Raw genomic sequence first — 17,967 nt, 5'->3', positions numbered from 1 at the left:
GACCTGCGCGGAGACGAGTCGTGACGGGTCGTGTCGGGTCAGGCGCCGGTAGGGACTTCCGGGACTGGCTCGGGGCAGTAGCGGGCCCAGGAGTCGGCGAAATCCAGACGGGCATAGCCCCGGGCCTGGACGTTGCCGTGGAAGCGGCGGACCGCGGACCTGATGCCGTACTCGTTGAGCAGGATCTGCAGTCCTCGGGCGTCAGGCCCTTGCTGGTGTACTCCGGCCATGGCGTCTCGGCGTCCTGGTTGAGGACGTCGAGGAGACGGCTGGTGCGAAGCGCCGGCGGGTTGCCCTCGGTGGCGAAGGCGCGCCGGACGTCTGCCAGGAGGCGGATGCTCAGGCTGCCGCTGTCCTGTTCTTGGGCGGCCTCGCGCTCGGTCATGAGCCGGCAGGCGGTCCGCGCCGAGTCGGGCCAGGATCCGCCCGCGAGGTCGGCGACCGACACCAGCGGCTGCCAGGTGTCAGCCGCGCGGTCCTGGACCGGCATGGCCGGGGTCAGTTCCATCGCCTCGGTGTGAAGCGGAGTCAGCCAGGCGACGAGCCGATCGCGAAGGGAGTGCAGGGGCGGGGTGTCACGGAAGGTGCGGAACTCCGCCACGTTCTCGCCCGGCCTGCGGCGGCGCATCCGGATGACGACCGACCGGTCCATGATCGTGTCGGGCAGGTCGCCGATGCCCGCGAGAGCTGCCATGGCGAAGGTCGGGAACTTCGCCACCTCGTGATTGGGCCCGCAGACCCGCAGGGTGGGCCTGTTGCGCTGATGCCCCGCGTTGAGCAGACCGCGCATCTCCTCGTTCTTCTCCGCGACCTTCGCGGAACCGAAGAGTGTGTCGGCCTCGTCGACCAGCAGCGTGGGCGGGGTGCTGGTGATCGACCGGAACACCGCGGCGGCAGAGGCGTTGACCGTGATCAGCGGATCGTGCACGCTCTCCGTGATCACATCCAGCAACCGCGACTTCCCGCACCGTTTCGCCGGGCCCACCACGGCCAACCGTGGCGCGTGCTGCCACGCCGTCTGCAAGTGGGTCGCGGCGACCCACAGCGTCACGGCCGTGAACGCTTCTTCGCTCGGCAGCACGACGTACCGGCGGATCTGCTCTCGCAACTCCACCAGTACGCGCTCCCCGTCGGATGTCGAGGCGGAGGTGTCGGCTGCCTCAGGTGCTACTTCCTCGGCGGGTCGGCCCGGTACCGCCGCGGGCGGCCCAGCGCAGGCGTTGACCTGAGGGGATGGCGCGGTCGGGGTGGGATCGTCCATACTGGACATGAAGCTCCTCTGCTTGCGGGCCAATGGGACGGCAATCCCGGCCTCGCAGGTCGGTCGTTCAGGGATGGGCGGCTTGAGGTTTGCGTTGTGAGCCCCTCGGTGTCGCATCACCGGGGGGCTTTCTGCATGTCGGGGATCCGCTGAGGACGCGCCTCAGCGGATCCCAGCGGTCTCGTGGGGAGATCAACAGTACCACGAGCTGTGCGAATCGCATAGAGCTATGCGATCCGCAGAAGTGATGTTACTGTTGTGGCATGCCGCAAAACCGGCGGTGAGCGCGGAATTCGAGAGGGCAAGACATGCCGGATGATGACGGAACCTCGCAGGGGGTGCTCCTCAGCGGCGAGGAGAACGCCGCTACGCGGGTCAAGCTGGAGCGAGAGAAGCGGGGTTGGAGCACAACGGTCGTGTCCGACCGCCTCAACGACGCCGGCTTCGACATGAACCCGTCCGCTGTCTGGCGCATCGAAAACCGCAAGCGGCGCATCAACCTCGACGAGGCCATCGGTTTCGCCGAGATCTTCGGCGTGGCGCTCAGCAACTTCGTCGGGCCACCCGGCCTGGCGACCATGGGCCGCGCCATGGAGCTGATCGACAACGTCGTTGCCACGTACAGAGCCTCTCACCGAGCCAACCACGAGGCCCGGAGAGCGCGCGACCAACTCGATGCCTACCTCGCCGAACACCCGGACATCCGCGAGGAGGCGGACGTGATGGTGTCCAACGCCATTGCCGGCGAGGTCATGAAGGTCAATGACGAGTACGGCCCCGGATCCGACGCCGAAGCATAGCCGTCCGCGACACCAGCCGCAGCGAGATCGCAGACCCTCGCTGAGGCCGTACCACCCGTCCCATCCCTGAACGCCACGAGGCCGAAGCAGAGTTGCCGCTCTGCCTACCGGCCAGAACCTGGAGCACGCTCTTGCGCCACTCGGCGATACCGCACGTCCCCACTCAGCGCTCCCAGCCGCAGCGGGAGGTGACCACAACCGACACCCTCCTCACCGTGGAGCAAGCCGCCGAACGCCTCGGTACCGGTGTCCGCTTCATCCGCCGGCTCATCCAGGAGCGCCGAATCCGCTACGTCAAGCTCGGCAAGCCTGTACGGATACCCGAGAGCGTCCTGGCCGAGTACGTCGCAGAACGCACCGTTCCGACGCTCCGCGAAGCGCGTTCGAGCTTTAGGAAGGTCGCCTGATGGCGGGCCGCAGGCCGCAGAGGCGGCGGGAGTTCGGCACCGTCAGGCAGCTCCCCTCAGGACGGTGGCAGGCACGCTACTGGGCCCCGGACGGCAACCGCCGCAAAGCGCCGGAGACCTTCCCGACGCGCACCGACGCCCAGACCTGGCTCACGCTCACCCAGGCCGACATCGAGCGCAATCACTGGGTGGACCCCGACGCGGGCAAGGTGAACTTCGCCGCGTACGCGGTGCGGTGGATCGAGGAGCGTGGGCTCTCGGCCACCACGGAGGAGCTGTACCGCAGGCTCCTGCGGTTGCACCTGCTGCCCACGTTCGCCTCGGTGAACCTGGACGACATCACGCCGCCTGTTGTGCGCACCTGGCGGGCCGAGCGGCTGGAGGCAACCGGCGCGACGACCGTCGCCAAGGCGTACCGCCTCCTCAAGGCCATCATGGAGACGGCCGCCGACGACGAGCTGATCCGCCGCAACCCGTGCAGGATCAGGGGCGCCGGCAGCGAGAAGGCGGGGGAGCGCCCGACGGCCACCGTGGAACAGGTCGACGCGCTCGCGGATGCCATGGGACCGAGGTGGCGGCTGATGGTGTACTTCGGCGCCTATGGGCCGATGCGCCCGGAGGAGCAGGCGGCTCTGCGCCGTCCTGATGTCACACTCGACCCCCTCGCGGTCAAGATCCGCGAGGCCGCTCCTGAGCTGGCCACCGGCCGCAGGGTCGAGGGCGACACGAAGTCGATGGCGGGCAGGCGCACTGTCTTCCTCCCGGCCTTCCTGTACGTAGAGGTCGAGCGGCACCTGAAGTGGTTCGCCGAGAAGGAGCCCGACGGGCTCGTCTTCGTCGGCGAGAAGGGTGCGCCGTTCCGACGGTCCACGTTCGGCCGGAAGTGGCGCAGGGCGCGGACGAAGGTCGGACTGCCGGAGGGCTTCCGCTTCTACGACCTCCGCCACACCGGCCACACCCTGTCCACCCAGTCGGGCGCCACGCTCAAGGACACGATGGTGCGCGCCGGCCAGTCCTCGGAGAAGGCCGCGCTGATCTACCAGCACTCCGACGGGGAGCGGCAGCGGGAGGTGGCGTCGGCCATCGACACGCGGGTGCGTGCCCAGCGTGCTCAGAGCACTGGGAGCAAGAAGCCTCGCGAGGCGTAAGGGCGCGGTCGAGTTGGGGGCAGAATCCAGGTGCTCTGCCCCCAACCTGCCAATCAGGCCGTTTTCCCTCGTTCGGCAGTGCTGTCCTGCCACGCTGGGGCGTGTGACTTACGTCGTGACTGTGGACGCGCAGATCCCCGAAGGCAGTACGGAGATGGATCCTCTGCAACGTACGGGTGCGGTGGCCCTGCTCGAAGAGGGTTTTGCGTCGGTCGATGCCATCGAGGGGCCGGACGGTCTGGAGGTCGACCTTCTCGACTCGATCGTGGCGGTGTACCCCGGCGGGGCCCTGCTGAAGGTCTTCGTCGATGCTCCCTCGCTGGAGTTTGCCGAGGAGGCTGTCGGATCTGTGGTGGGCGAGCTTCTGGAGCGTTCGGATCTGCTGTCGGAGTGGACCGTCGAGCGGTGCGAGGTCGAGTTGCACCCCGAGTTGGCGAAGGAGAGCCTCGACGCGGCAGACGGTCCCGACGTCCCACCCGACGATCCGGCATCTCGTCGGGAGCTTCACGCGCAGCCGATCCAAGGTCAGGGCCCGGGCGCTTGGACCGAGGAGGATCAGACTGCCGAGAACGCCGCAATGCGGGTCAAGCTCAACTCCATGGCCGACGAGCTCAAAGCTTTCGGCCCTGACATGTTCGGAGCCGTCAGCGAGGAGGATCGGGAAGAAGCCGAGGAGGACTCATTCGACCTCGGTGTATCCGCTGAGGCCGCCCGACTTGCCGCCGGCGCGATGGTCTACGGCACCCACCTCCTCGTGGACGAACTCTTCCAGGATCTGCAGACCCTCACGCAGTACAAGACCACGGTGGCCGAGAGCGAGCGCCCGTTCTGGCTTCTTGAAGAACTGCCGGACCGCTACGCGTTGCAGTACGACTCATTGTTCGCCCGGCGGTTCCTCGTCACCGCGATCGCCCTGACCACCCGCTTCACCCAGGGAACGTTCGAGCAGCTCAGTTGTGTCGCGGAGGAGTTGCTGCTCAGACTGCTGCTGAGACAGGCGAAGGTCACCCTGGACCTGTACGGACTGCTCGACCCGGGCACCTCGTCAGCGCTCGACTCATTTGCCGATCAGGTCTACGAGGACATGGATCACGAGTGGCTGTACGACGACGCGGCGGACGGGATCGACGAGGACCCGGCCTTCGCGTTTCTGGGGATTGCGCCCATGGGCATCAACAGCTGGTTCACCCCCTTCAACGAAGGCAGGTATGTCCACCCATACGCCCTCGACGCTCAGGCGGATCCCGGGGAAGAGGACAAGGCAGGGGAGTAGGGCCGCTCCGATGCGAGGCCGTCGTGCAGAGCGTAGGCGCAGACGCTCGCCGCCGCGTGATGCAAGGCACATCGAGCCGGTTCGGATGTTGAGACGCCTGAGGCATCTGGCTGCCGAACGCGGGGTCGTCACGTGCCCTCCGCGGGCGGAATTGAGTGACTTGGGGCACGTTGAGGGCACGGCAGGTCGTGAGAGGTCTAGACAACAAAGAACCCCCGGGTCATTGACCTGGGGGTTTGTCATGGAGCGGGTGACGAGAATCGAACTCGCGCTCTGAGCTTGGGAAGCTCATGTTCTACCATTAAACTACACCCGCACATCGACGCCGCGTCCGAAGATCCCCGCGTCGTATCTGCTCGTACTCTACCTCATCGCCTCGCCCCCGGAGCAGCTCGCCGGGGGCTTGTCGTGTTGGGCGGGTTGCGGGGGTTTCTGGGGGACTCGCGGGGTTCGGTGCCGGGCGCGTATGCGGGGGTGCCTGGCGGGAGTTGGGGCGTAGCGTGGGGTGTCGGAGTGCCGGGGGTCGCGGGGTCCTGGTCATCCCCTAATGTGGCGTTCGTCCGCGTTTTTGGGGAAGGGACCTGATGGACTTGATGGAGCGCACCGTCGTCCGCTGTGCCGATGGTCATGTGTTCAGCACCACGTCGTTCCCGCTGCAGCATCTCGACGCCGGGAGGATCGGGCCCGGGCGGCTCATCCGGTGTCCGCGGTGTGCGCGGCTGCGCCATGCCGTGCCCGTGCCCGGGGCACGGCGCGAGCAGCAGGGCTAGCGGCCGGCGGCGCACGTGGTGAAGGGGGGCGCGGGGCGGCCGGTCGCGGGCGGCCCGCGCACTCCCCGTATCCTCGGGGCGTGCTCCTCTCCGACAAGGACATCCGCGCCGAGCTCGACTCAGGCAGCGTCCGCCTCGAACCGTACGACTCCTCGATGGTCCAGCCATCCAGCATCGACGTGCGGCTCGACCGGTACTTCCGGGTCTTCGAGAACCACCTGTACCCCCACATCGACCCCGCCGTGGAGCAGTCCGGCCTCACCCGCCTCGTCGAGCCCGAGGGCGATGACGCGTTCATCCTGCACCCCGGGGAGTTCGTGCTCGCCTCCACGTACGAGGTGATCTCGCTGCCCGACGGCATCGCCTCGCGGCTGGAGGGCAAGTCGAGCCTGGGGCGGCTCGGGCTCGTGACGCATTCGACGGCCGGGTTCATCGACCCCGGGTTCTCCGGGCACGTCACCCTCGAACTGTCGAACATGGCCACCCTGCCCATCAAACTGTGGCCGGGCATGAAGATCGGGCAGCTCTGTCTCTTCCGGCTCAGTTCGCCCGCCGAGTTCCCTTACGGGTCGAAGCGGGCCGGGTCGCGTTACCAGGGGCAGCGCGGGCCGACGGCCTCGCGCTCCTACCTCAATTTCCACCGGACCCGAGTCTGAGGTTGGGAGTCGCAGGCGTGAGTCAGTCCAGGGAGGACCTCTCCTACGAGCGGTTCGGCGTCGCCGTGCGCGAGCTGGCGCAGGCCGTCGCCGACGACGGGTACGAGCCCGACATAATCCTCTCCATCGCCCGCGGCGGCGTCTTCGTCGCCGGCGGCCTCGCGTACGCGCTGGACTGCAAGAACATCCACCTGGTCAACGTGGAGTTCTACACCGGCGTGGGGACGACGCTCGCCATGCCGGTCATGCTGGCTCCCGTGCCGAACGTCGTCGACTTCAGCGACAAGCGCATCCTGATCACCGACGACGTCGCCGACAGCGGCAAGACGCTGAAGCTCGTGCACGACTTCTGCCGGGAGCACGTCGCCGAGGTGCGCAGCGCCGTCGTCTACGAGAAGTCCGCATCGCAGGTCAAGTGCGAGTACGTGTGGAAGCGCACGGATGAGTGGATCAACTTCCCGTGGAGCGTTCAGCCGCCCGTCGTGCGGCGCTCCGGGCAGGTATTGGACGCCTGAGGGGATGAGGGGCTGAGGGCCTGAGGAGCTGAGGGCCTGAGGCGTCCGCGCGGGCTTGCGCGCGTCAGAACGTGCCGAGCTTCAGCAGTGACAGCAGCGCCAGCAGTTCGATCGCCGACGCGCCCAGCGCCTTCGGCCACGGCAGGTCGTGCGACTTGCGGACCATCGACGTCATCAGCGCGGCGGCGAGCAGCCAGGTCAGCCAGCCGAGGATCTGCACGAAGCCGTTGTCGCCGCCGAGGAACGCGGCGAAGACCAGCCTCGGCACGTCCGTCAGCGACATGATCAGCATCGAGAGGCCGACCGTGGGCTGCCACGAGCCGTCGCCGCCCAGCTGACGTGCGAGCGTGTGGGTGACGGCGCCGAGGATCAGGCTGCCGATGACGAACGCGACGCCGGTGACCAGGACGTACGGGACGGCCATCGAGAACGCGGACGAGATGACGTCGTGGCGCGCGTCGTCGAACCCGAACAGCGCCAGCATGCCGTAGATCAGGGTGACGATGATCGCGGGGCCCCAGACGGGGTAGTCCCGCATCTGGAGGAACGTCTGGCTCGGGCGCATCACGATGCCGCTCAGCAGGTCGCGCCAGGCGAGCCTGGGGCCGCTGGGGACGGGCGCCGCGCCCGCGCGGTACGTGGCGCCGTCGCCGTACGGGTCGTCGGCGGCGCGGAAGACCTGGGTGTGGCCCGGGTTGTTCGCGTGCGGGTTGGGGTCCGCGGAGGGTATGCCGCCCCGCATGGGGGCGTCGTACGGCGTCGGGCCGCCGCCGTGCGGCTGGGGGTGCGGGGCGTAGGGGCCTTCGGATCCGTAGGGGTCCTGCGCGTACGGGTCCTGCGCGTAGGGGTCCTGTGCGTAGGGATCCTGCTGGTTCGGGCCGGCCTGGTACGGGTCCTGCCGCCCGTACGGGCCGCCCTGGTACGGCTGGGGCGGCCTCGGGTCGCCGAAGTACTCGGGTTCGCCGCTGTACTGCCCGCCTCCCGCCGGGGGCCACTGCGGCGCCTGCGGGCCGGCGTAGGGACGCGGCGGCTGCTGCCGTCGCGCTCGCGGTTGCTGTCGCGGGTCGCGGTTGTCCCGGCCGCGTCCGTTCCTGAATCCAGCCACGCTCTCGAAAGTACCCGGTCGCGCGGGAGCGGGCGGCCGGGGGAGGCGAACGCGCATGCCATTGGGGCTGTCCTGTGACATCCCCTAGGGGGCATCAGAGGGCCGCTCGGCGCCGTCCTTCGGCGCTCATGGTGAGGGCGAGATTACGTTGGGTGCCCGTCACCGTTCTCTGGAGGTCCCATGCCATCCCTACGGTCCACCGTCGCCTCCGCGCTGGCCGCGCCCGCCCTTCTGCTGTGCCTCACGACGCCCGCGGCCGCCGCGCAGGCGGGCACGGTGAAGGACGGCACCTACTACATCAAGGACGCGGCGTCCGGCCGCTGCCTGGCCGGGACGCGGCTGGAGACCTGCGGCGTCGACGGCACCGAGTGGGTCCTGCGCAACCACGGGGACGGGACCGTCCAGTTCGTACGGCCGGGGCCGACGAGCCGCTGTCTGTCGATGCCGCGGACGCCGGGCTACCCGGCGCCCGTGCGGATGGACGCCTGCGGGTCGGCCGTCGACCAGGGGCGGGCCAGTACGGACGCCGCCGCGGACGACGCAGGCGCCTCCGCCGACGCCGCCTCCGCCGTCCCCCAGGGCCGTGCCGCGCGCGCCGACCGCTGGCGCATCGAGGGGTGGCCCGACGGGCCCGTCACCGTCGCCCACGCCTACCCGCCCGCCGGGCGCCTCGTCGTTCAGGGTTCCGCCGTACGGGTCAGCAACAACAGTTCGGCCATGTGGGTGTTCCAGCCCGTCGGCGCGTGATTCCCCGGGGCGGGCCTCGGGCCCGTCCCGCCTACTTCGCCGGCTCCGGCTCGGGCTCGTCCGCGGCCTCCGGCGCGCCGTCCGGGTCCGCGGGCGTGCGGACGGAGTCGAGCAGCAGCTGTGCGACGTCGACGACCTGGAGTGATTCCTTCGCCTGGACACCCGTGGCGGAGCCACTGTTGGACGCAGCTTTCTTGCCGTTGACCGAGTCGGTCAGCATCACCAGGCAGAACGGGCACGCCGTGGAGACGATGTCCGGGTTCAGGGACAGCGCCTCGTCCACGCGCTCGTTGTTGATGCGCTTGCCGATGCGCTCCTCCATCCACATGCGCGCGCCGCCCGCGCCGCAGCAGAAGCCGCGCTCCTTGTGGCGGTGCATCTCCTCGTTCCGTACGCCCGGTACGGCGGCGATGATCTCGCGCGGCGGTGTGTAGACCTTGTTGTGGCGGCCCAGGTAGCAGGGGTCGTGGTACGTGATGAGGCCCTCGACGGGCGTGACCGGCACCAGCTTGCCCTCGTCGACGAGGTGCTGCAGCAGCTGCGTGTGGTGGATGACCTCGAACTCGCCGCCCAGCTGCGGGTACTCGTTGGCGATGGTGTTGAAGCAGTGCGGGCAGGTCGCGACGATCTTCTTGGCCGACTTGGGCTTCCTCGACTCGTCGGTGGCCTTGCCGTCGTCGTCGAGCTCCTCGCCGAACGCCATGTTCAGCGTCATGACGTTCTCCTGGCCGAGCTGCTGGAACAGCGGCTCGTTGCCGAGGCGGCGCGCGGAGTCGCCGGTGCACTTCTCGTCGCCGCCCATGATCGCGAAGTTGACGCCCGCGATGTGCAGCAGCTCGGCGAAGGCCTTGGTGGTCTTCTTGGCGCGGTCCTCCAGGGCGCCGGCGCAGCCGACCCAGTACAGGTAGTCGACCTCGGTGAGGTCCTCGACGTCCTTGCCGACGACGGGGACCTTGAAGCCGATCTCCCGCTCCAGCTCCTTCGTCCACTCCAGGCGCTGCTTCTTCGCCAGGCCCCACGGGTTGCCGCGCTTCTCCAGGTTCTTGAGCATCGTCCCGGCCTCGGACGGGAACGCGGACTCGATCATCACCTGGTAGCGGCGCATGTCGACGATGTGGTCGACGTGCTCGATGTCGACGGGGCACTGCTCCACGCACGCACCGCAGGTCGTGCAGGACCACAGCACGTCCGGGTCGATGACGCCGCCCTCTTCGAGCGTCCCGATCAGGGGGCGCTCGGCCTCCGCGAGGGCGGAGGCGGGAACGCCTGCCAGCTGCTGTTCGGACGCCTTCTCGGCGCCCTCCGCGTCCTTGCCGCCGCCCGCGAGGAGGTAGGGCGCCTTCGCGTGCGCGTGGTCGCGCAGCGACATGATCAGCAGCTTGGGGGAGAGGGGCTTTCCGGTGTTCCAGGCCGGGCACTGCGACTGGCAGCGGCCGCACTCGGTGCACGTGGAGAAGTCGAGGATGCCCTTCCACGAGAAGTGCTCGACCTGCGAGACGCCGAAGACGGTCTCCTCGGCGCTCTCCTCGTCGTCGAAGACCGTCTCGAAGTCGATGACCTTGCCGCCCGAGGCCATCGGCTGGAGCGGGCCGAGCGCCGTGGCGCCGTCCGCGTTGCGCTTGAACCAGATGTTCGGGAAGGCGAGGAAGCGGTGCCAGGCCACGCCCATGTCGGTCCTGAGCGCGACGGTGATCATCCAGACGAACGACGTCCCGATCTTGATCATCGCGAACAGGTAGACGAGGTTCTGCAAGGTGGGAAGCGACAGCCCGCGGAATGCGGCGACCAGCGGGTACGTCAGGAAGTACGAGGCGCTGTAGGAGGTCTCGTGGTAGAGCGCGCCCTCCAGTCCGCGCAGCGCGAGGATGCACACCCCGATGATCAGGATGACGGCCTCGACGAAGTACGCGTCGCCGACGTTGGACCCCGCGAAGCGGGACTTGCGCTCGGCGCGCCCGGGCCGGGAGAGCTGGCGGATGACGATCAGCGTCAGGATGCCGAACGTGGTCAGCACGCCGATCAGGTCGACGGCGACCCCGTAGGGCGGCCAGTCGCCGATGATCGGGAGCAGCCAGTCCGCCTGGAAGATCTGCCCGAACGCGTTGATCAGGGTGACGATCAGCGCGAAGAAGCCGACCGCGACACACCAGTGCGCGACGCCGATGACGCCCCACCGGTTCATGCGCGTGTGGCCGAGGAACTCCCTGACCACCGTCAGGGTGCGGCCGCCGGGGTCGTCCGTACGCGCACCCGCCGGGACGGACTGGCCCATCCGAAGGAAGGCGACGATCTGCCCGATCGCGCGGACGAACAGCGCCGCACCGACGACGGCGAGTACCAGCGACACGATGATCGCGGCGAGTTGCATGGAGGGCTCCTCGGGCATGCGAGCTGGGGAGGTCCGCACGCTGCGGCCGCTCAGAGATGTACTAAGCGGTAACTTAATCGTTCCGCACTGAGCGTACCCACTTATCCGGCCGCAATGTAGCGCCCCGAGCGGTGATCTGTGTCGCTCACCGTGACGCGTCCGTGCGCGCTCCGCGATCCCTGGCCCGCGTGCGTCGTGGACGCGGCCTCGCGCGTGCGTGCGCCGCGGGCGCGGGCGGCCCGCGTGGCGCGGGCACGAGCCGTACGGGCGAGGGCAGCACGCCCGAGAGCCGCGCGGGCGCCGGTCGAGAGGGCGCCGGTCGTACGGCCGCCGCGCGCGCGTGCGGCGCGTTCGCGCGGAGTCTCGCGCAGAGAGCGGGACGTGCGGGACGTGCGGGACGTGCGGGGCGCGCGGGAGGCCCCCGGCTTCGGTGAGGTCGCGGTCGGCGGCAGGGAGGGCAGGGTGACGGCCAGGATCGCCAGGTCCGTGCCGAGCCAGTGGTGCTCCACGTAGTGCTGGTCGAGCAGCGGCGCCTCGTACCAGGGCAGCCGCGATCCGCGCCGCACCTGCGCCAGGCCGGTGATGCCAGGCCGTACGGACTGCCGCCAGCCGGCACGCGCGCGCGGGTGGCCGACGGGCAGCGCCGCGGGGCCGACGAGCGACATTCGGCCGCGCACGACCTGGGGCAGCCGGGACAGCAGGTCGAGGCGGAAGCGGCGCGTGGGCAGCGACCGCAGGGTGAAGGGCGCGCCGTGCAGCCCCACCACCTCCTGGCGGCGGAGAACGCGGCCGAAACGCCCGACGCCCGCCGCGTCGCCGCGTACGGCGAGGACGGCGGCGGCCACCAGCAGCGCCGGCGCGGCGAGTACCAGCAGCAGAGAACCGAGGACGAGGTCCAGGGCACGTTTCGCGCCGGGGAGGCGTTCCTCTTCAAGAGGCGGGCATGCGGCGGGTGGCCCCGCGGGCATCCGCGCGAGAGGCGCGTCGGGCGCGGGTACGGGCGCGTGCCTCGCGTCACGCCGCGTGCCGAAGGGCCGACCGGCCGGCAGGCCGAGTCGCGAAGCGAGGCGCAGAGCGTGCCGCATGGGCAGCCATCCGTTCCGTCGGGTTATTCGGTAGGTTTGTCCCGGTTCGCACTGGGTTTTCGACACCATCGCACGGCCTGCCCGCCCCGCCGCCGCACCGCGGCGGCCGTGTCGGGCCGACGCGCCCGACCTGCGGCGTCATCCCCGCGCCGCAAGGCTTCCGCACAATAGTTGAGCCTGACCGACTCAGGTCCTTTGACTCAACGCGATTCGTGTTGCATCCTTGAGCCTGTTCCACTCAAGTCCTCTGGAGGAATCGAAATGGCACGTGCGGTCGGCATCGACCTGGGCACGACTAACTCCGTCGTCAGCGTTCTCGAAGGCGGCGAGCCCACCGTCATCACCAACGCCGAGGGCGCCAGGACCACGCCGTCCGTCGTCGCCTTCGCCAAGAACGGCGAGGTGCTCGTCGGCGAGGTCGCGAAGCGTCAGGCGGTAACCAACGTCGACAGGACCATCCGGTCGGTCAAGCGCCACATGGGCACCGACTGGAAGATCAACCTCGACAACAAGGACTTCAACCCGCAGCAGATCTCGGCCTTCGTGCTGCAGAAGCTGAAGCGGGACGCCGAGGCGTACCTGGGCGAGAAGGTCACCGACGCGGTGATCACCGTCCCCGCGTACTTCAACGACTCCGAGCGCCAGGCGACGAAGGAGGCCGGCGAGATCGCGGGCCTGAACGTCCTGCGCATCGTCAACGAGCCGACCGCGGCCGCCCTGGCGTACGGGCTCGACAAGGACGACCAGACGATCCTCGTCTTCGACCTCGGTGGCGGCACGTTCGACGTCTCGCTGCTGGAGATCGGCGACGGTGTCGTCGAGGTGAAGGCCACCAACGGCGACAACCACCTCGGCGGCGACGACTGGGACCAGCGCATCGTCGACTACCTGGTCAAGCAGTTCTCCAATGCCCACGGCGTGGACCTGGCGAAGGACAAGATGGCCCTCCAGCGCCTCCGCGAGGCCGCTGAGAAGGCGAAGATCGAGCTCTCGTCCTCGACGGAGACCACGATCAACCTGCCCTACATCACGGCGTCCGCCGAGGGCCCGCTGCACCTGGACGAGAAGCTCACGCGCGCCCAGTTCCAGCAGCTGACCTCCGACCTGCTCGAGCGCTGCAAGACCCCGTTCCACAACGTGATCAAGGACGCCGGCATCCAGCTGAGCGAGATCGACCACGTCGTGCTCGTCGGCGGTTCGACCCGCATGCCCGCCGTCGCGGAGCTCGTCAAGGAGCTGACCGGCGGCAAGGACGCCAACAAGGGCGTCAACCCGGACGAGGTCGTCGCCATCGGCGCCGCCCTGCAGGCCGGTGTCCTCAAGGGCGAGGTCAAGGACGTCCTGCTGCTCGACGTCACCCCGCTGTCCCTCGGCATCGAGACCAAGGGCGGCATCATGACCAAGCTCATCGAGCGCAACACCACGATCCCGACGAAGCGCTCCGAGATCTTCACGACGGCCGAGGACAACCAGCCGTCCGTGCAGATCCAGGTCTACCAGGGCGAGCGCGAGATCGCCGCGTACAACAAGAAGCTCGGGATGTTCGAGCTGACCGGCCTGCCGCCGGCCCCCCGCGGGGTCCCGCAGATCGAGGTCTCCTTCGACATCGACGCCAACGGCATCATGCACGTGACCGCGAAGGACCTGGGCACGGGCAAGGAGCAGAAGATGACCGTCACCGGCGGCTCCTCGCTGCCGAAGGACGAGGTCGACCGGATGCGCCAGGAGGCCGAGCAGTACGCGGACGAGGACCACAAGCGCCGCGAGGCCGCCGAGTCCCGCAACCAGGGCGAGCAGCTCGTCTACCAGACCGAGAAGTTCCTCAAGGACAACGAGGACAAGGTCCCCGGTGACGTCAAGACCGAGGTCGAGACCGCCGTCGGCGAGCTGAAGGAGAAGCTCAAGGGCGAGGACACGGCCGAGATCCGCACGGCCACCGAGAAGGTCGCCGCCGTCTCCCAGAAGCTGGGCCAGGCCATGTACGCCAACGCGCAGGCCGAGGGCGAGGCCGGTGCCGCGGGCGCGGCCGGCGGTCCCGGTACGGAGCAGGCGCAGGACGGCCAGGACGACGTCGTGGACGCCGAGATCGTCGACGACGAGCGTGACAGCAAGGGCGGTGCCGCGTGACGGAGGAGACCCCGGGCTTCGAGGAGGAGCCCGACGTCCCCTCCGGCGCAGGCCCCGACGACGCGCCGAAGGGCGCCGGACCGGGCTCGGCGGAGCCCGGCCGGGCGGCCCCGGCCGGGGACGTACAGGAAAAGGCCGCTCTGACGGCGCAGCTCGACCAGGCGCGCACCGCTCTCGGTGAGCGCACGGCCGACCTGCAGCGCCTTCAGGCGGAGTACCAGAACTACCGCAGGCGGGTGGAGCGCGACCGGGTGACCGTGCGCGAGATCGCCGTCGCGAACCTCCTGACCGAGCTGCTGCCCGTGCTCGACGACATCGGTCGCGCGCGGGAACACGAGGAGCTGGTCGGCGGGTTCAAGTCGGTGGCCGAGTCGCTCGAGTCGGTCGCGGCGAAGCTGGGCCTCCAGCAGTTCGGCGAGGAGGGCGAGCCCTTCGACCCGACGGTCCACGAGGCCCTGATGCACTCGTACGCGCCGGATGTCACCGAGACGACGTGCGTCGCGATCCTCCAGCCCGGGTATCGGTTCGGCGAACGGACGATCAGGCCCGCCAGGGTCGCCGTGGCGGAGCCCCAGCCGGGGGCCCAGCCGAAGGCGGCCGACGAGCAGGACGAGGCGGGCGGATCCAAGAGCGGTGCCAAGGAGGCCTCCCCGGAGGCCGAGAAGGAGAGCGGTGGCCCGGACGAGGGCTGACGCGGCTGAAGCTGAGCGGAAGGAGGGACGTCGGGAATGAGTACCAAGGACTTCGTCGAGAAGGACTACTACAAGGTTCTCGGCGTCCCCAAGGACGCCACAGAGGCCGAGATCAAGAAGGCGTACCGGAAGCTCGCCCGCGAGTTCCACCCGGACGCCAACAAGGGTGACGCCAAGGCCGAGGAGCGCTTCAAGGAGATCTCCGAGGCGAACGACATCCTGGGCGACGCGAAGCGGCGCAAGGAGTACGACGAGGCGCGCACGCTCTTCGGGAACGGCGGCTTCCGCCCCGGCCCCGGGGGCGGCGGCGCCGGCGGCGGCACGTTCAACTTCGACCTGGGCGACCTCTTCGGAGGCGCCGGACAGGGCGGCGGCACCGGGACGCAGGGCGGCTTCGGCGGCGGTCTCGGGGACGTGTTCGGCGGGCTGTTCAACCGGGGCGGCACGGGCACGCGCACGCAGCCGCGCCGCGGCCAGGACATCGAGTCCGAGGTGACGCTCAGCTTCACCGAGGCGGTCGACGGGGCCACGGTCCCGCTGCGGATGTCCAGCCAGGCGCCCTGCAAGGCGTGTTCCGGCACCGGCGACAAGAACGGCACGCCGCGCGTGTGCCCGACGTGCGTCGGCACGGGGCAGGTCTCGCGCGGCACCGGCGGCGGGTTCTCGCTCACCGACCCCTGCGTCGAGTGCAAGGGCCGCGGGCTCATCGCCCAGGACCCCTGCGACGTCTGCAAGGGCAGCGGGCGCGCCAAGTCGTCGCGTTCCATCCAGGTCCGCATCCCCGCCGGCGTGTCCGACGGGCAGCGGATCAGGCTGCGCGGCAAGGGCACGCCTGGCGAGCGCGGCGGCCCCGCCGGCGACCTCTACGTCGTCGTGCACGTGGGCTCGCACCCCGTGTTCGGCCGCAGGGGCGACAACCTCACGGTCACGGTGCCCGTCACGTTCGCGGAGGCGGCGCTGGGCGGCGAGGTCAGGGTGCCGACGCTCGGCGGGCCACCGGTGAAGCTGAAGCTGCCGGCGGGCACGCCCAACGGGCGCACGATGCGCGCCCGCGGCAAGGGCGCCGTACGCAAGGACGGCACGCGCGGAGACCTGCTGGTGACGGTCGAGGTGGCCGTGCCGAAGGACCTCGGCGCGCCCGCGCGCGACGCGCTTGAGGCGTACCGGAAGGCGACCGCGGAAGAGGACCCGCGGGCGGAGCTGTTCAAGGCCGCGAAGGGAGCGTGACGTCATGGACAGGGACGGCGGCGGCGCCCGGCGCCGTGCCTCTGCCGCGTTCGGCAGGGCGTACGAGCTGACGGAGGAGACCCCGGTCTACGTCATCTCGGTGGCGGCCCAGCTGTCCGGGCTGCACCCCCAGACGCTCCGGCAGTACGACCGTCTCGGGCTGGTCTCCCCCGACCGCACGGCCGGGCGGGGCAGACGCTACTCGGCGCGGGACATCCAGCTGCTGAGGCAGGTGCAGCAGCTGTCCCAGGACGAGGGCATCAACCTCGCCGGCATCAAGCGGATCATCGAGCTGGAGAACCAGGTCGCCGCGCTGCAGTCGAGGGTCGCCGAGCTGTCGGCCGCGGTCGAGGGCGCGGCGGCGGCCATGCGGCAGCGCGAGGCCCAGGTGCACGCCTCGTACCGGCGCGATCTGGTGCCGTACGAGGACGTGCGGCAGGCGAGCGCGCTGGTGGTGTGGAGGCCTGGGCGCCCGGAGTGAGCGACGGTGAGGGGCCGGTACGCCTTCGGGTGTACCGGCCCCTTGCGCTTGCTGTCCCGGTGGCTCAGCATGCCCGTGGGTGGGCCGCACCTCGGCCGGCGCCGTCCTCAGTCCCTCTCCCCCAGGATCCCGGACTGTGCTATGAGGAAGCCGAGTTGGGCACGGCTGCCGCTACCCAGTGCGGCGGCGAGCTTGGCGATGTGCGCGCGGCAGGTGCGGACGTTCATGCCCAGGCGGCGCGCTATGGCCTCGTCGACGAGCCCTTCGACGAGCAGTTTGGCGATGGAGCGCTGCACTTCGGTGATGCCCTCGGCGTCCGGAGCCGCGGACAGCGGCTGGACCAGGGGGGTCGCGCGCTGCCACAGGTGATCGAAGATCTTGGTGAGATAGCTCACGAGGCCGGGGTGCCGCAGTTCGAGCGCCGCGCCGTCGTCGTCGCGCGCCGGAATGAAGGCCACCGCGTCGTCGAAGATGATGAGCCGTTCTATGAGCTGCTCCATCGTCCGTATCTCCATCTTGGCGCCGGCCAGATGGTCGATGTAGGCGAAGGTGTTCTGGCTGTAGCGGACGGTGTGCTGGTAGAGCGTGCGCATGCTGATGCCGCGGTCGATCAGGGGTTTGCTGCGCGTGATGGCCTGGCTCAGCAGGCGCTCGGGACGGCCGCCCCCCGGCTGGACCGTCAGCACCTCGCTCTTGAGCTCGGTGGTGGCGACGTCGAGAGCCGCGTTGATGCGGTGGGACCCCTCCAGCACGGTGATGGCGTGGATACTGGGCGGCGCCTGGGCGCTGATTGCCATGAACTCGTCGAAGGACGCGGTGAGGTCGAGGGATCGGCGGCGCTGCTCCTGGATATCCCGTTCGATCGGGTGCAGCCGCTGCGCCAGGGCGATGGACGGTGCGACGGGGCGCAGCCAGTCCGGATCGTCCGGATCAGGGTGCAGTAGGGCGAAATCCACCAGGCAAGGGGCTGTCTCTATTTCGCGTTTTGCTATGCGGCCGGCCTGGAGCGCGGCCGCATACAGCCGCTTACCTTCAGCACACAGATCTGTCAGAGAGTGCTGATGTGCCTGTTCTGTGTATCTCGTCCCCATTTATCCACCCCTCAGGTTGCTGAACCTGCAGGAACATGATGCCTCGCCGATGTGGCGCTGGGGTCCTGGCGTGGGTCATTGTCGTTGTCAACGGGGAAGAGATTCCATCAAGTGAGGACGAAGCCGACGATGAAGAAGAGATTGCTTCGCTCGATGCTTGCGGCGGCGTTCGCCATCCCGTTGGCATGCGGAACCGTCGCCGCCACGGGCTTTG

The 17,967-nt window shown here is 69.5% G+C and carries 16 protein-coding genes, 1 tRNA gene and 1 pseudogene; 12 read left to right on the top strand and 6 right to left on the bottom strand.

Features of this window, described 5'->3' with window-relative positions; translation table 11 throughout:
* Nucleotides 1-38: 38 nt before the first annotated feature.
* Nucleotides 39-628, bottom strand: a pseudogene (locus tag IH48_RS37585) (DUF3631 domain-containing protein).
* Nucleotides 629-1,569: 941 nt separating this feature from the next.
* Here IH48_RS37585 and IH48_RS0103310 point away from each other — a divergent pair.
* The 4 genes from IH48_RS0103310 to IH48_RS0103295 all read left to right on the top strand — a co-directional run bounded on the left by IH48_RS0103310 (nucleotide 1,570) and on the right by IH48_RS0103295 (nucleotide 4,889).
* On the top strand, nucleotides 1,570-2,061 hold the full coding sequence (locus IH48_RS0103310) for a helix-turn-helix domain-containing protein (protein ID WP_030898795.1): 492 nt from the start codon (nucleotides 1,570-1,572) through the stop codon (nucleotides 2,059-2,061).
* A gap of 188 nt (nucleotides 2,062-2,249) precedes the next feature.
* Nucleotides 2,250-2,468 (top strand): helix-turn-helix domain-containing protein, encoded by a 219-nt coding sequence (locus IH48_RS0103305; protein WP_030898792.1) that lies wholly within the window; start codon nucleotides 2,250-2,252, stop codon nucleotides 2,466-2,468.
* Nucleotides 2,468-3,616 carry a tyrosine-type recombinase/integrase gene (locus IH48_RS0103300; RefSeq protein ID WP_030898789.1) on the top strand — a complete coding sequence of 383 codons (1,149 nt, stop codon included), beginning with the start codon at nucleotides 2,468-2,470 and terminating at the stop codon, nucleotides 3,614-3,616. The genes IH48_RS0103305 and IH48_RS0103300 overlap by 1 nt, the downstream gene beginning before the upstream one ends.
* Nucleotides 3,617-3,719: 103 nt before the next feature.
* Nucleotides 3,720-4,889, top strand: coding sequence for a hypothetical protein (locus tag IH48_RS0103295; protein WP_051839015.1), 1,170 nt, complete (start codon nucleotides 3,720-3,722; stop codon nucleotides 4,887-4,889).
* A 242-nt stretch (nucleotides 4,890-5,131) separates the two neighbouring features.
* Here IH48_RS0103295 and IH48_RS0103290 read toward each other — a convergent pair.
* Nucleotides 5,132-5,205, bottom strand: a tRNA-Gly gene (locus tag IH48_RS0103290).
* A 268-nt stretch (nucleotides 5,206-5,473) separates the two neighbouring features.
* On the opposite strand from IH48_RS0103290, the gene IH48_RS36815 reads away from it, so the two are divergent.
* From IH48_RS36815 to IH48_RS0103275, 3 genes are all read left to right on the top strand, one after another.
* The gene (locus tag IH48_RS36815) at nucleotides 5,474-5,659 is read left to right on the top strand and encodes a hypothetical protein (protein ID WP_030898784.1); all 186 of its coding nucleotides are present in this window, start codon (nucleotides 5,474-5,476) and stop codon (nucleotides 5,657-5,659) included.
* Nucleotides 5,660-5,739: 80 nt separating this feature from the next.
* Nucleotides 5,740-6,315, top strand: coding sequence for a dCTP deaminase (dcd, locus tag IH48_RS0103280; protein WP_030898782.1), 576 nt, complete (start codon nucleotides 5,740-5,742; stop codon nucleotides 6,313-6,315).
* Between the two features lie 17 nt (nucleotides 6,316-6,332).
* Nucleotides 6,333-6,830, top strand: coding sequence for a phosphoribosyltransferase (locus tag IH48_RS0103275; protein ID WP_030898779.1), 498 nt, complete (start codon nucleotides 6,333-6,335; stop codon nucleotides 6,828-6,830).
* Between the two features lie 64 nt (nucleotides 6,831-6,894).
* On the opposite strand, the gene IH48_RS0103270 is transcribed toward IH48_RS0103275, so the two are convergent.
* Nucleotides 6,895-7,935 carry a Yip1 family protein gene (locus IH48_RS0103270; RefSeq protein WP_030898777.1) on the bottom strand — a complete coding sequence of 347 codons (1,041 nt, stop codon included), beginning with the start codon at nucleotides 7,933-7,935 and terminating at the stop codon, nucleotides 6,895-6,897.
* Between the two features lie 180 nt (nucleotides 7,936-8,115).
* Here IH48_RS0103270 and IH48_RS0103265 point away from each other — a divergent pair, with 180 nt between their 5' ends.
* Entirely contained in the window at nucleotides 8,116-8,682 is a 567-nt protein-coding gene (locus IH48_RS0103265) for an RICIN domain-containing protein (RefSeq protein ID WP_030898775.1), read from the top strand.
* Nucleotides 8,683-8,713: 31 nt separating this feature from the next.
* Here the strand turns inward: IH48_RS0103265 and IH48_RS0103260 are convergent, their stop codons facing one another.
* Together IH48_RS0103260 and IH48_RS34235 are read right to left on the bottom strand one after the other, a co-directional pair.
* Complete coding sequence (locus tag IH48_RS0103260) at nucleotides 8,714-11,050, bottom strand: (Fe-S)-binding protein (RefSeq protein ID WP_030898772.1); 2,337 nt, start codon at nucleotides 11,048-11,050, stop codon at nucleotides 8,714-8,716.
* A 101-nt stretch (nucleotides 11,051-11,151) separates the two neighbouring features.
* Complete coding sequence (locus IH48_RS34235; protein ID WP_051839013.1) at nucleotides 11,152-12,135, bottom strand: sugar transferase; 984 nt, start codon at nucleotides 12,133-12,135, stop codon at nucleotides 11,152-11,154.
* 261 nt (nucleotides 12,136-12,396) lie between these two features.
* On the opposite strand from IH48_RS34235, the gene dnaK reads away from it, so the two are divergent.
* Genes dnaK through IH48_RS0103235 form a run of 4 tightly spaced genes read left to right on the top strand, consistent with a single transcriptional unit; the run spans nucleotide 12,397 to nucleotide 16,662 of the window.
* Nucleotides 12,397-14,262, top strand: a complete 1,866-nt coding sequence (gene dnaK / locus IH48_RS0103250) for a molecular chaperone DnaK (RefSeq protein WP_030898765.1) — start codon at nucleotides 12,397-12,399, stop codon at nucleotides 14,260-14,262.
* The gene (grpE, locus tag IH48_RS0103245) at nucleotides 14,259-14,954 is read left to right on the top strand and encodes a nucleotide exchange factor GrpE (protein ID WP_030898762.1); all 696 of its coding nucleotides are present in this window, start codon (nucleotides 14,259-14,261) and stop codon (nucleotides 14,952-14,954) included. Before dnaK ends, grpE begins: the two co-directional genes overlap by 4 nt.
* 36 nt (nucleotides 14,955-14,990) lie before the next feature.
* Nucleotides 14,991-16,181: a molecular chaperone DnaJ gene (dnaJ, locus tag IH48_RS0103240; RefSeq protein WP_030898760.1), complete on the top strand. Its 1,191-nt coding sequence runs from the start codon at nucleotides 14,991-14,993 to the stop codon at nucleotides 16,179-16,181.
* A 4-nt stretch (nucleotides 16,182-16,185) separates the two neighbouring features.
* Nucleotides 16,186-16,662, top strand: a complete 477-nt coding sequence (locus IH48_RS0103235; RefSeq protein WP_030898757.1) for a heat shock protein transcriptional repressor HspR — start codon at nucleotides 16,186-16,188, stop codon at nucleotides 16,660-16,662.
* A gap of 107 nt (nucleotides 16,663-16,769) precedes the next feature.
* Here IH48_RS0103235 and IH48_RS0103230 read toward each other — a convergent pair whose 3' ends face one another.
* Complete coding sequence (locus IH48_RS0103230) at nucleotides 16,770-17,753, bottom strand: helix-turn-helix transcriptional regulator (protein WP_078849425.1); 984 nt, start codon at nucleotides 17,751-17,753, stop codon at nucleotides 16,770-16,772.
* Nucleotides 17,754-17,967 lie beyond the last annotated feature (214 nt).

Origin of the sequence: Streptomyces sp. NRRL F-5126, from assembly GCF_000721265.1 — a bacterium.
In the GTDB taxonomy this organism is placed as follows: Bacteria; Actinomycetota; Actinomycetes; order Streptomycetales; family Streptomycetaceae; genus Streptomyces.
The sequence above is the reverse complement of the archived record's forward strand: the minus strand, read 5'-3'. Positions and strand labels throughout refer to the sequence as shown.